Source organism: Olivibacter sp. XZL3 (assembly GCF_004368405.1).
Lineage (GTDB): Bacteria > Bacteroidota > Bacteroidia > Sphingobacteriales > Sphingobacteriaceae > Olivibacter.
In genome coordinates this window covers 42,646-55,458 of the sequence record NZ_SBJH01000008.1, presented here as the reverse complement: position 1 = coordinate 55,458, position 12,813 = coordinate 42,646, and the positions used below count along the sequence as shown (strand labels likewise).

Annotated in this window: 10 protein-coding genes; 4 read left to right on the top strand and 6 right to left on the bottom strand. The window is 42.1% G+C overall.

Features of this window, described 5'->3' with window-relative positions:
* Position 1: 1 nt before the first annotated feature.
* The gene (locus EPX21_RS02625; RefSeq protein WP_134088133.1) at positions 2 to 871 is read right to left on the bottom strand and encodes an ABC transporter permease; all 870 of its coding nucleotides are present in this window, start codon (positions 869 to 871) and stop codon (positions 2 to 4) included.
* Positions 872 to 883: 12 nt separating this feature from the next.
* Positions 884 to 1,858, bottom strand: a complete 975-nt coding sequence (locus tag EPX21_RS02620) for an ABC transporter substrate-binding protein (protein WP_134088132.1) — start codon at positions 1,856 to 1,858, stop codon at positions 884 to 886.
* A 220-nt stretch (positions 1,859 to 2,078) separates the two neighbouring features.
* On the opposite strand from EPX21_RS02620, the gene EPX21_RS02615 reads away from it, so the two are divergent.
* Positions 2,079 to 3,248: a methionine aminotransferase gene (locus tag EPX21_RS02615; protein ID WP_370450917.1), complete on the top strand. Its 1,170-nt coding sequence runs from the start codon at positions 2,079 to 2,081 to the stop codon at positions 3,246 to 3,248.
* Positions 3,249 to 3,484: 236 nt separating this feature from the next.
* Positions 3,485 to 4,267 (top strand): amidohydrolase, encoded by a 783-nt coding sequence (locus tag EPX21_RS02610; RefSeq protein WP_134088131.1) that lies wholly within the window; start codon positions 3,485 to 3,487, stop codon positions 4,265 to 4,267.
* Positions 4,268 to 4,323: 56 nt separating this feature from the next.
* On the opposite strand, the gene EPX21_RS02605 is transcribed toward EPX21_RS02610, so the two are convergent.
* The gene (locus tag EPX21_RS02605) at positions 4,324 to 4,740 is read right to left on the bottom strand and encodes a hypothetical protein (protein ID WP_134088130.1); all 417 of its coding nucleotides are present in this window, start codon (positions 4,738 to 4,740) and stop codon (positions 4,324 to 4,326) included.
* A 167-nt stretch (positions 4,741 to 4,907) separates the two neighbouring features.
* Here EPX21_RS02605 and smc point away from each other — a divergent pair, with 167 nt between their 5' ends.
* Positions 4,908 to 8,450, top strand: coding sequence for a chromosome segregation protein SMC (smc, locus tag EPX21_RS02600; protein ID WP_134088129.1), 3,543 nt, complete (start codon positions 4,908 to 4,910; stop codon positions 8,448 to 8,450).
* Between the two features lie 98 nt (positions 8,451 to 8,548).
* Complete coding sequence (locus tag EPX21_RS02595) at positions 8,549 to 9,499, top strand: M28 family peptidase (protein WP_134088128.1); 951 nt, start codon at positions 8,549 to 8,551, stop codon at positions 9,497 to 9,499.
* A 210-nt stretch (positions 9,500 to 9,709) separates the two neighbouring features.
* On the opposite strand, the gene EPX21_RS02590 is transcribed toward EPX21_RS02595, so the two are convergent.
* The 3 genes from EPX21_RS02590 to EPX21_RS02580 form a co-directional block, all read right to left on the bottom strand.
* A complete protein-coding gene (locus EPX21_RS02590; RefSeq protein ID WP_134088127.1) occupies positions 9,710 to 11,350 on the bottom strand; it encodes a S41 family peptidase in 1,641 nt (546 codons plus the stop codon).
* Between the two features lie 148 nt (positions 11,351 to 11,498).
* Positions 11,499 to 11,774: a hypothetical protein gene (locus EPX21_RS02585; protein ID WP_134088126.1), complete on the bottom strand. Its 276-nt coding sequence runs from the start codon at positions 11,772 to 11,774 to the stop codon at positions 11,499 to 11,501.
* Positions 11,775 to 11,943: 169 nt separating this feature from the next.
* Complete coding sequence (locus EPX21_RS02580) at positions 11,944 to 12,687, bottom strand: DeoR/GlpR family DNA-binding transcription regulator (RefSeq protein WP_134088125.1); 744 nt, start codon at positions 12,685 to 12,687, stop codon at positions 11,944 to 11,946.
* Positions 12,688 to 12,813: the final 126 nt, after the last annotated feature.

Here is a 12,813-nt window from a genome sequence, read left to right as displayed (position 1 = left end):
TTTAACGTTTTATTGCACTTCCAAGGAAATCCCGTTGGGCGAAAGCGACAATTAGTAAAACAAAACAAGCGGTGAACAACTTTAGGAGAGAGGAGTCTATGCCTATACTCAAGGTAACGGCCAATACCAGTTGAAAGACAGTTACGCCTACAACTACCATAAGAAGGTTCATCCATACTTTATCCGTTTGCAACAGCTTGATAATGGCCTCTGCAATCATTACCGAACCTAAGCCACTAATAACAATACCTATCCCCATATTAATATCCGTAAAACCCTGAAACTGTGCTATTAAACAACCACTAAAAGCCACCAAGGCATTCGTGATGGCCAAACCGATCCACTTTATTTTAGTGGTATTTACTCCCATAGATCTTACCATAATCTCATTGTTACCCGTAGCTCGCATGGCTATACCAAAATCGGTGCGCAACAAATAATGGAGCGTAAATATTAACAGCATAACGATCGCAGCAACAATCAAAAACATATTAACGGCCGGATTTCGTACAAAAGAAAAAAGGTTCGTGTAGCCTAAAAGCGGAATGTTGGAACGCCCCAGTAGGGTGAGGTTTACAGAATAAAGTGCCGTCATCACTAAGATTCCAGCCAGTAACGCATTAATTTTCAGCTTGGTATGAATAAAAGCTGTACAACTCCCTGCTACAGCGCCTCCGAGTAGCACCAACGGCAATAAGACGATAAAAGGTAACTGATGGCTTAAGCCCAGTGCGCAAATTACCGCTCCTAATGTGTAACTCCCATCCGTTGTGATATCAGGGAAATTGAAAATTTTCATGGTTAGGTAAATACCTAAACCCATAGGTGCGAAACACAAACCTTGTAATATAGCGGCGAAGTAAAAGTCCATGCTATGAAGGATTTATAGCTTTTCGAAGTTTCCGGGAAAAGTAAGTCTAAACTTAGCGGCAGCAGCCTCATTGAACACCCTCCTCCTCACCTTGACTTTTTCTACACGAAGGCCATCGGTCGTCTTCGACTTCAAAAACTTAGCGGCTTCTTCCCCTGCTTGGTATCCCCATTGGTAAATATCTGCTCCATATGCTGCTACAGCTCCCCTTTTTACCAAACCCACTTCGCTGGTGAAAACCGGAATGTTATTTTCATCGCAACTATTGAGAATAGTCTCAAAAGCGGCAAACACCGTATTGTCGGGATTCGCGAAAAAAGCATCAATCTTTCTTCTCAACAGCGCCCGCGCCACGAGTTGCGCGTCCGCCGAGGTATTAAGCGGCAAGGCGATCAGTTCGACTTGCTTTTCCTTCGCCAATTTGTCGAGTCGGTTGAAAGCGTCGACCGACTGCTGCTCGGCCTGGTTATAAATCATCCCGATGCGCAATTGATTTTTTTTCTTGGGCTTCACAACCTGTTGAATAATTGCAAAGGAAGTATCGATATAGTTGAGCTCTTCGCCCACACCAAATAAATTTTGCGGCCCTTTTTTATCTTTATCCGCTAAGCCTAACAAATGGGGCATGGCCGTAACGCACATGAATATGGGAATATCCTTGATTCGCTGTACCGTTGCCAAGGTTGACATCGTCGTGCTTGTGCCGATGCAGTCGACGTCTTCAGCTTGCATATAACTCACAATTTGACTCATCGCTCCCATATCGCTCTGTGCATTCTTTGAAATAATTTTCACCGTTTTATCCTGTTCGCTGTAGCCATTTGCCGCCAGGGCCTCTACAAAACCTTTACGCGCTTCTGCTATCGTAGCGTCTTCAAAAGCTTCTATGAATCCCACCCGAGGAACATTATGCTGCCTTTTGGCATTATTACAAGAAATGAGTCCAATGGTAAACAATAATAAGATCAAAAATCTGTTATATTTCATTAGCATTTATATTTATTCTATCGCATCATGCCCTATCTTATATCTCAACGGCCTTTATAAGATTACACAACAATACGTAGGAGGTTGCAATTTACAAGAATATACTGTACACTTGATGTGTTTACCGATAAAAAGAGCGCGCGTCGCTTATATCGTAAAACAAAGTCGTCTTTAACCAGTAACAACGAATTTAAGAAAAAGTTAAGCAAAACAAACACCCTTGAAATCCATCCTTATGATCAACGTCCTATCCAAACTTCCAAACTTAAGCAACTCGATCTTCAGCACCATGACTGCTTTAGCAAACGAATGTGGTGCCGTCAATCTCTCACAAGGTTTTCCTGATTTTGACTGTTCGCCTAGGCTTATTGATTTGGCGCAATTCCACATGAAGAAGGGGCATAACCAATACGCTCCGATGCCGGGGGTATTGCAACTCCGCGAAAAGATAGTGGAGATGGTCGAAAAGCAACAAGGTGCAGTTTATCATCCAGAGCGGGAGATCACCATAACGGCCGGCGCCACGCAAGCCATTTTTACGGCTATTGCCAGCATCATCCGCCCAGACGATGAGGTCATCTGTTTTGATCCCTGTTATGATAGCTATGCACCCGCAATTGATTTATGTGGAGGAATGGTGAAAACGGTTTCCCTTTTGCCAAACGACTTTAGCATTAACTGGGATGATGTAAAAAAGCTGTTTTCTCACAAAACGAAACTCATTATCGTCAACACGCCACATAATCCAACTTCCGCTACCTTGACCGATTTTGATATGAATCAGCTAATTAAGCTGACACAGGGAACGGATATATTTATTATTAGCGACGAAGTGTATGATAAAGTGGTATTCGACGGAAAAAAGCACATCAGCGTGGCCAGCTATCCTGATCTCAGAGAGCGGAGTTTTGTCATTTCCTCTTTTGGCAAAATGTTCCACATAACGGGTTGGAAAGTAGGGTATTGCCTGGCGCCAGAAAAACTGACGGCGGAATTCAGAAAGGTGCATCAGTATTTAGTTTTTAGCGTCAATACGCCTGTACAGTACGCCTTGGCAGACTTTTTAGCCGATGAAGACGAATACCTCTCGTTGAATAAATTCTTTCAGGAAAAACGGGATTTCTTTTCGAATGCATTGCGTACAACGCCGTTCGAAGTACTTCCTGCATCCGGATCTTATTTCTTATTGGCCAATTATGAAAAAATAAGTGAAAAAAGCGATCTCGATTTCACTAAAGAACTGACGATCAGACATGGTGTCGCGACCATTCCGCTTTCGGTGTTTTACAAAACGCGGTTAGACAAGCACTACATTCGATTTTGTTTTGCAAAAAAACACGAAACGCTGGAAAAAGCCGTTGAAAAATTAGTACATATTAAACAGGTTTGAGATTGCTAAGCTGCTTTTTAGCGCCTCATAAACTAGAATTTTATTAGAAAACACAAAAAGGTTAAGTGAAAATTAACAAATTTATAAACTTTCGTTAATTTAGTGTTTTGGGGCGATGTTATAGAACGCCGTAAGGAACCATCGTTTTATTGCTGCCGGCTCTATATCCAAAATTGCTTCATCCCGACCTTTTAATAAAAAAGACTACCGTTAACGTAAACGATTAAACGCTTTCAATGAAACCATTAAAAATAACGATATTTCAAGCCTATCTTTTTTGGGAGAATACAGAAAAAAATCTATCGAACCTCGCATTACGACTTTCCTCATTGAAGGAAAAAACCGATTTAATTATTTTACCGGAAATGTTCAATACCGGTTTTACCATGAATGTAGAGAAATGTGCTGAAAAAATGGATGGACAAACCATTTATTGGATGCTGGAACAGGCTAAAAAATACAATTGTGTTGTAGCAGGCAGCCTCATCATCGAAGACGACGGTAAATATTACAACCGTTTCATCTGGATGAAACCAGACGGTTCCTTTCATAAATATGATAAAAGGCATTTATTTTCGATGGCAGGAGAAGAAAAGATATTTACGCCCGGCAAAAAAAGAGTCATTGTCGAAATCAACGGTTGGCGTGTTTGTTTACAAACCTGTTACGACTTGCGTTTTCCTGCCTTTAGCAGGAACCTCAACAATGTTTACGACATCTTACTTTATATCGCTAGCTGGCCCGACATGCGAATCGCGCATTGGAGAGCCCTTATTCCAGCACGTGCCATTGAAAACCAAAGTTATGTGATTGGCGTGAACCGCGTGGGCTATGATGGTAATCAGGTCTATCATTCAGGCGCTTCGACTTGCGTCGCTCCAGACGGTGGGGTTGTGTATTATAAACCAGAAGACGAGGACCTATATACCTTCACCCTCTATCCAGATGACCTTAAAAGAATACGCGAAAAGCTGCCATTCCTGCAAGATGCAGATCAATTTATGATTGTTGACCGCTAACGTTAAACTGCCAAAAGGAGCAACCGAAAAAAACGCAGAACGGGAAAGCATCCGCACTAATAGGACGGTCTGTTTAAAATCGCTGACTTGATGACAGCATCACGCAAGTCAAAATCGGCGTATGGATGACTTTCACGATGATCGGGTGCAGACGTTTGAGGTTCCAAACGGTTAACAGCGTTTGGACGCTGCTTGCGCATCTCTTTCGCCCTTCTCAACTCATCTACCTCCTGAACACCCGCATATTCCTCGTGAAGTGCTGGTCGCTTTGGCAGCTGGTAAACCGGCTCCGATTTTTGAAGGGGCCTTTTTTGAAGCACTTCACGCTTCAAAGGTTTGGAGTCGGGCCTGCCCTGCTTACTTCCTTGCGAAGGATTGCGTTTTCTCGCCTTCTCCTGCTCTTTTTTGAAGTTAGCATAGATCTGATACCCGAATACAAATGCTGCAATAATAAACGGTAAAATAGTTTCCATAAACTAAAGATAGGGAATTATCCGAAAAAGTAATCAAATCCCGCTATGAATTTAACAATGTACCAACGCTTCGGTACCTGGTTGCCCCATATTAGAAAAAACACCAAAAAGACCGATTAATTCGCGCAATTCATTAAATTCGCCCCCTCAAAATTTGTTTAGGATACATGCAACTTACGCGCTTAGAGATTAAAGGATTTAAAAGCTTTGGCGATAAAATTACCATCAATTTCAATGAGGGGGTGACAGCTATCGTTGGCCCCAATGGCTGCGGAAAATCGAATGTGGTAGATGCTATTCGATGGGTACTTGGCGAACAGCGAACCAAGAACCTTCGTTCTGAGAAAATGGAAAACATTATCTTTAACGGTACAAAAACACGGAAGGCAGCTAATCTCGCGGAAGTTTCATTATCTTTTGACAACACGAGAAATATTCTGCCTACCGAATTTTCGCAGGTAACCATTACCCGTAAACTATACCGAAGCGGCGAAAGTGAATATCGTTTAAATGACGTTCAATGTCGATTGAAAGATATTACCGACCTCTTTCTGGATACCGGAATCGGTAATGACTCTTACTCGATCATTGAATTGAAAATGATTGATGAAATCATTAATAATAAAGAGCATTCAAGAAGAGCACTCTTTGAAGAGGCTTCGGGTATATCTAAATATAAAATCAGAAAAAAACAAACACTCGGCAAACTGAAAGACACAGAAGCGGATCTAAGCCGCGTGGAAGACCTGCTTTTTGAAATTGAGAAAAACTTAAAAACGCTGGAAAATCAGGCAAAAAAAGCAGAGCGTTATTATAAGTTGAAAGCGCAATATAAGGAACTCAGCATTTCCCTCGCCTCATTTCGGATCAGTAATTTTCGCGGTGCTTTAGAGCGCTTGGATACGCAGCAATTGGCCCAAGATGACGAACGGAACCTGATCATTACGCAATTGGACACCTTAGAGGCCGAATTACAAAAGCTTAAACAGGAAAGTTTAGTAGAAGAGAAAAATCTGTCGATCCAGCAAAAAGCGGCCAATGAATACACGTCCAAAATCAGGGCTTATGAGAGCGAAAAGAAGGTCAAAAATGAGCAGTTAAGAAACCTAAACGATAAAGAACAGCGTTTAAGTAAAGAACTGAGCAGCGACAAGCAGCAGATCAACCATGTGCTTTATAATATTAAGCGCCTAAACGAAGAGCAACTACTGGAACAGCAAAAGCTCGATGAAATAAAAATCTCCTTGGACGAACAGAAGCAGGAAGTTGATGAACTGAGAGGACAGCAGCAGACGGCCAAAGCCAAGCTAGATGCTTTCGTACACGAAAACAACCAACTTCAGGGAAGCATCTATAAGCTTGAAAAAGAAATAGCCGTCCTTCATATTCAGAAAGATGCGCTCGGGCAGGAAAGCGAACGGAATATTGTTGATACCGAAGCCAAGGAAATTGAACTCAACGAGTTTTCTAAGGTGGTTACGGCGCTGGAAGACCGGGTCGACTCGCTACAGGAGGAACACGATAACACCCTAGCCTACGAGGAAGAGCTACAGCAGCAGATCGCAAATAAAGACGCACTTATCCAATCGTATAAAGAGGCGGTGATAAAGGACAATCGGATTTTAGACGCGAAGCAAAATGAATACAACCTCACCAAATCCTTGGTGGATAATCTGGAAGGCTTTCCAGAGTCAATTCGATTCTTACGAAAGAATGCCGGATGGACGAAGCCCTATCCGCTACTTTCCGATGTGCTCTTTTGTAAGGAAGAATATAGAGTGGCCATTGAGAACTTTCTGGAGCCGGTCATGAATCATTATGTGGTTAATAAACGCGAAGAAGCGATTAAGGCAATCAATCTCTTGGGAAGTGCTTCACGTGGACGCGCAGGCTTTTTTGTATTGGAAGCGGTCGACCCATCAGCGAGCAACGACAAGGATATGCCTACCGGAGACGCCCTTATCCCGGCCTTGTCGGTCGTCGATACGGAACCGCGTTACCTTCCCTTAATACAGTTGTTGCTGCAAAATGTCTATATTTTGAAGGCCGATGACGAGCGCGACTTAGAAACCCCTTTGCCCCGTACACAACAGATTATTTTACATAAAACGGGCAAGTTCGCCAAGTTTAATTCTGGAATAAGCGGCGGATCCGTCGGCTTGTTTGAAGGGAAACGCATTGGCAGGGCTAAGAATCTCGAAAATTTAAGCAAGGAAATTAAACAACTAACCGCACATCTCGAAAAAATACAATCCGAGATCGTTAACGAGACGGCCTTATTGAACGATTTAAAGATTAACACCAAAAAAAACCAGCTAGAAGAAGTAAGATTGCAATTGAATCGACTGAACAATGAGTTGATCTCAGTAAAAACGAAGCAAGAACAGTATTTGTCCTTTATTCAAAATAGCCAGAATAGAAAACAGGATATTGAAGAAAAAATCAAAGCGATCCAAGCGGAACTGACACAAGCGGAACCTAAGCTTGCCTTGCTGATGGCCGACAAAGCGAACAAGGCAAATGAATTGATCGCATTTCAAGAGAATTTCAACGAAATTTCAGAACGACTTACCACGGTGTCTTCCGCCTATAATCAAGAAAACATACGGTTCCATCAGCAACAGAATAAAGTAGCGGGAATTAACAAAGACTTAGAATACCGAGAAAGCCAACACGAAAATCTGGAAAAGCGCATTGCACAATATAGCGCTGAATACGAAGCCGTTAAAGAAGCGATCAAAGACACGTTACAACATGTAGATCATTCAGACGAGGATCTCATAGCCATGTATTCGCAAAAGGAATCCTTGGAAAAAGGCCTACAGGAAGCTGAGCAGCAATATTACTCGATGCGTAGCAATATTAATAAAAAGGAGGAGGAAATAGCTGCTTTCCGCAAGCGAAAGGATCAGATAGACGTCTTAACGAGCGAAATAAAAGACAAGAAAACCGGTCTTAAGCTCGAGCTGAATGCGCTCAAAGAACGCCTAGCGGTAGAATTCGAAATTGATATAAACGATTTGTTGGACTTAGAGCAGCCAGAAACAATTGAAAGCGAAGAGGAACTAAAAATCCGTACAGAAAAGCTCAAACGGCAGTTGGAAGAGTTTGGAGCGATTAATTCTATGGCCATGGAAGCTTATCAGGAAATGAATGAACGATATACATTCATCCAAAAAGAACGTAAAGACCTGTTTGACGCTAAAACCTCGCTCTTAGATACGATCAAGGAAATTGACGATACCGCCAAGGATAAGTTCATGGAATCTTTTATGCAGGTACGTGCGCATTTTATCACCGTTTTCCGGTCGCTGTTCAACGAAGAAGATTCTTGTGACTTAGTACTCAGTAATCCCGATCTACCGCTCGAATCGGATATTGAAATTATGGCCCGACCGAAAGGAAAACGTCCGCTATCCATTAACCAGCTTTCCGGCGGAGAGAAGACCTTAACGTCGACCGCGCTTTTATTTTCTTTATATCTGCTAAAACCTGCTCCTTTCTGTATTTTTGATGAAGTCGACGCGCCTTTAGACGACACCAATATTGACAAATTCAATAATATTATTCGGAAATTCTCTTCCCAATCGCAATTTATCGTCGTCTCTCATAATAAGCGGACAATTGCCAGTACCGATATCATTTATGGTGTAACCATGGTTGAGCAAGGTGTATCGCGTGTGGTAGCGGTTGATATGCGGGAGGTTTAACCCATAAGGTTTAAAAGATTGAATATACGTGCTTTTCACGTTCTACTTGTGCTGTCTTGTTAACTATTTCGTATGTTTGTAACTTAAACCGTTGAAATATGCTTACTGTAGTTTATCGTTTTTCAGTCCTTGCGCTATTTTTCTGCTTCAGCTGTTGTGCCAGTGTAAAAGAACGGGCAGAGCAGGAAGATGCAACGATATTAAAAGATCTGCAAACCCTATCATCAGACGACTTTGAGGGCAGAAAAACCGGAACTACGGGGGCAGAAAGGGCACGGGCCTTTATCACAGAACGGTTTAAAAGTTTGGGTATACAGACTCTACCCGACCAATCCGGTTACCTACAATCCTTTCAGTTTAACGACAAAAAGGAGGCTGTCCGCGAAGGAATAAACGTGTTGGGCTACATTCCCGGTAAACTAAAAGAAACCTTGGTTATATCGGCGCACTATGATCACTTAGGCAGAATCAAGGACTCAATTTATAACGGAGCGGACGACAACGCATCAGGTGTGGCTGCTTTGTTACACTTCGCAGCTTATTTTAGCAAAAACAAACCGAACTTCACCTTGATATTTGCCGCTTTTGACGCAGAAGAAATGGGGCTCCAAGGAGCCAAGGCTTTTGTCGCAAATCCTCCCGTTCCTCTGGAGCGCATAAAGCTTAATATCAATATGGATATGATTGCTCACAATGACAAGAACGAACTGTATGTTTGCGGAGCCAACCTTTATCCGCAAATGAAAAACTATATCGAGCAAAAAGCGGATAGCACCAAAATCAAGCTGCTTTTAGGTCACGACGATCCCAAAGCCGGGCATGACGATTGGACCAATCAAAGTGATCAAGGCGCATTTCATGCCAAAGGCATTCCATTTTTATATTTCGGGGTGGAAGATCACCGGGATTATCATCAGCCGAGTGATACATACGAGAATACCAATCCCACGTTTTATGTAGGCGCAGTAGATGCTATTCTGAACGTACTATTAAATATAGACAATAAACTGTCTAGCCACATCCAAATCGACAAGAACAAAATTATGTAGTTGTAAGTTTTAGCTATACACTACAGTATGGGCTTTTAAGCAGCGGGCTATAAGGTTTAAGCTGTAAAAGTGCATAAACCCCAGGCTTTAGGTGATAAACCATAGCAAGCAGCCGTAGCGTGTATAGCGTTTAAGACGTCAGCACTAAGCTAAGTGGAAAGCAATAGCAATGAGCTTTTGCTTTCCTTGAAGTACAGCCGTTCCGAAGAACTATCTCACGCGCGTTTCAATCATGCCCTTAAACTCTTTATTGACCCGCCTGTTCTTCAGCATATTTTGGGAAGGCTGTGTCGATTGTCTCCTTCGCACGTTCATAAGCGGCCCACTGCTTGTTGTACTTATTGTAACACCTAACTGACTAAGAGCTTCTGCTAAATATAGCTCACGCGGATCGCCGAAATCATATTCACTGAAAGCGTCCAAATCTTGCCCTAAATTATCTACCATCTCTTTTCCCGGTATATCAGTTCCAGGCCTGAACCCGTCATAATAATCGCCTTCGCCCTTTGCATTTTTTGAAGAAAAGCTAGGTAAATACAGATCGTAGATGCCTTCTAAACGTACCGGAAAGAAGCCAACGGGTTTTCCGTACGTCGTTGTACCCACCAGCTTTATATTCACCGTGTTTAGCCCACGTAAGGAGTTGATTACGAGCTCGCTTGCGGAAGCTGTATTATTTGTCACAAGAAAAACGATGTTCTTTACACCACCGAGGTTACCTTCCTTTTTGAAATTGACCGTATTTCCGCTTGCCTCGGGTTTGTAACTGTGATCAGCATAGGTACCGGTACCCACTATATTTCCATTGGCGTCACGTACCGGCTGATTTTTAAGAATAGTCGCTTTACCGTCTTGCATCAACTGATTGTAATACTCTACAAACATCGTTTCTGTAGTACCGTTAGGAGCGATCAGATTGGCCATCCGTTCTGCAGTGGTAACGTAACCTCCTCCATTATATCGCAAGTCAATGATCAAATCTTCCACATTTTGCGCGGCAAACTTCGAGAAAACATCCGAAAGCGCCGCAAAGGAATTATCTTCATCTGAGAAGCGGGCATAGGCAAGGTAACCGATATTTTTATTGTTCGCTGAAAGCACCGTGTCTTTATAAATCGGACTGCTATTATAACGCTGCTTACTTAAAGAAACCGCATAAGCAGTACCGTTAGCCTTCCTTCCTTCGAGTCGAATAGTAAATGGATCCTCTAATAATTTTGAGATATAACTATAATCACTATCCCAGTTATCCCCTATCGTTTCACCGTCGATCTTCGTAATAGTCGCACCCCTCGTTAAGCCATTTTCAGCAGCCGGTGATCCCGGATAAACTGCTTTAATAAAAACCTTATAGTCCGTATCACTTCCGTACGCCGCTATGTCGTAGATCCCTATATCATTGCCTTCACCTATTAAATTGACACTATTCGTTAAATTTCTAACACCGGCGGTAAAGCCGCCGGTCCCGGACACATCTTCTATATAAGAGAACTTCGTGTAATCAACTCCCTCATGAGTAATGATGTCGTATCTAGCGGTTGAATATTGTGCAATCGCCAACAAATTAGTCTCATAATTTCTCAATTTATCACTATTGGAAGTGTATTGACGAGGTTCAAAAACATCGTATGAAGGCAACTCCTCATTCCAGTAATAAATTTGTTTGGCATATAAAAAGATAGAATCATTCGTAAGTGCCATTCTATCCGTCGTCGGCGTCTGTTTTGTGTTACTGCCGTCGTCTGGATTACCACCATTATCTATACCCGGATTATCTTTCTTACACGCACTTATAAATAAGGACAAGACAATAAAGAACCTTAAAAACTTGCTAAATACTTGTGTGTTCATCTTCTTACCACCGATATTTTTGTTGCAATATACAACAAGTCTAGCTCATTTTCTGAGAAGAAGAAAATTTTAACACTAATTGACAATCCCGCCGGGAAATAGCGTGATACAGAAGGTTAAAGGATCGACTTTATATAAAAAAGCGCCTTTAATAATCTAGGTCCAGTAAGCTGCTCAATGGCAGCATAATCCCGTTTTTTAGTTGCAAATAGTTGTCGGTAAGCATCCAAACGGTCGTCTCCACCCGCTTCGGCCCGCTAGTCGTATTAAAAGTGATGACCGACTTCGATTTGAACTCGTTGCCCAGCCGCACTGCACTTTGCAACTTATAGCGCAATTCACTTACATGACTTTCTGGTGCATCAATTACTTTGTAATTGCGGATATCTTCTTTATTGATTAGCTCTGCGATAACGGTATTCATAGTAATTCGTCGTTTTAGTTTGGTTCAGTTAAACAATATTACTTATTTGACTGCACAACTTCAAAAAAACCGCGAAATAAAGACGTTACATTGACTTTTGTTACAAAAAAGCCATTAAATGAGCTTCGGCAGCATGAGGGCCAAGCCAGTTATGCCGAAACAACGCCTGTTAAATCACCTTAACAACCTGAGAAAACCTACTTAAACTATCGTGCTTTGCATCTAAATCCGTAACAAGGTAATCGATCGCATTTACATTACAGACTTTCATCTTTTGTACGGAATTTAACTTTTCTGCTATGCTTAAGATGCCGGTTTTCTGTGAACAACGCAACATCGCTTTCTTTATTTGCACCACCTCCCAATCGGAATCGGTTACGCCGTCTTCCACCGACAAACTGTTGGTGCCCAACAAACAAAGATCAACCCGAATTTCCGAAAGCTGATTGATAACCTGCGAACCGATAGTGACGTTGGTGTTCCTGGCCAGCTTCCCTCCTATCAATATCACGTCATCGCTGGAGCGCTCTGCCAGTTCCAATGCAACAAGTGGACTGATCGTAAAGAAAGTACACTGCATCTTTTCCGGCAAGGTTCTCGCTAGTTCCAACATGGTAGTACCGCCACCCAGCAATACAGCCATCCCATCTTGAATAAGCGTAATCGCCTTTTGTGCGATTGTCTTTTTTGACTCCCGCGCATAAACTTCGTTGTCCTGGAAAGGGTATTGAAACGATTTGGATAAAGCTCCACCGTACACTTTTAGTACTTTTCCACTTTCTGCCAATTCGTTCAGATCCCTTCTTATCGTGTCCTCCGATACATTAAGTTGTATACTCAAGTCAGATGATAAAACCTTGTTGTGTAGGTTTACTTCGTGCATTATAAAGGCTTGTCTTTCTTCTTTTAGCATGTTGGTCAATTTAACACTTAAGAAGTGTAAATATAAAAGTTTTGGGAAGATAATAAACCGAAGGTTGGTCAATATAAAGCAGAAGTATGCTACCTGCAACTTTTAAACGTGAAAAAAACAGGCCAA

Bases quoted from the DNA above. Each gene is read 5' to 3' on its own strand.
- EPX21_RS02620 (WP_134088132.1), bottom strand. From the start codon at position 1,858: ATGAAATATAACAGATTTTTGATCTTATTATTGTTTACCATTGGACTC.
- EPX21_RS02605 (WP_134088130.1), bottom strand. From the start codon at position 4,740: ATGGAAACTATTTTACCGTTTATTATTGCAGCATTTGTATTCGGGTAT.
- smc (WP_134088129.1), top strand. From the start codon at position 4,908: ATGCAACTTACGCGCTTAGAGATTAAAGGATTTAAAAGCTTTGGCGAT.
- EPX21_RS02610 (WP_134088131.1), top strand. From the start codon at position 3,485: ATGAAACCATTAAAAATAACGATATTTCAAGCCTATCTTTTTTGGGAG.
- EPX21_RS02590 (WP_134088127.1), bottom strand. From the start codon at position 11,350: ATGAACACACAAGTATTTAGCAAGTTTTTAAGGTTCTTTATTGTCTTG.
- EPX21_RS02625 (WP_134088133.1), bottom strand. From the start codon at position 871: ATGGACTTTTACTTCGCCGCTATATTACAAGGTTTGTGTTTCGCACCT.
- EPX21_RS02585 (WP_134088126.1), bottom strand. From the start codon at position 11,774: ATGAATACCGTTATCGCAGAGCTAATCAATAAAGAAGATATCCGCAAT.
- EPX21_RS02595 (WP_134088128.1), top strand. From the start codon at position 8,549: ATGCTTACTGTAGTTTATCGTTTTTCAGTCCTTGCGCTATTTTTCTGC.
- EPX21_RS02580 (WP_134088125.1), bottom strand. From the start codon at position 12,687: ATGCTAAAAGAAGAAAGACAAGCCTTTATAATGCACGAAGTAAACCTA.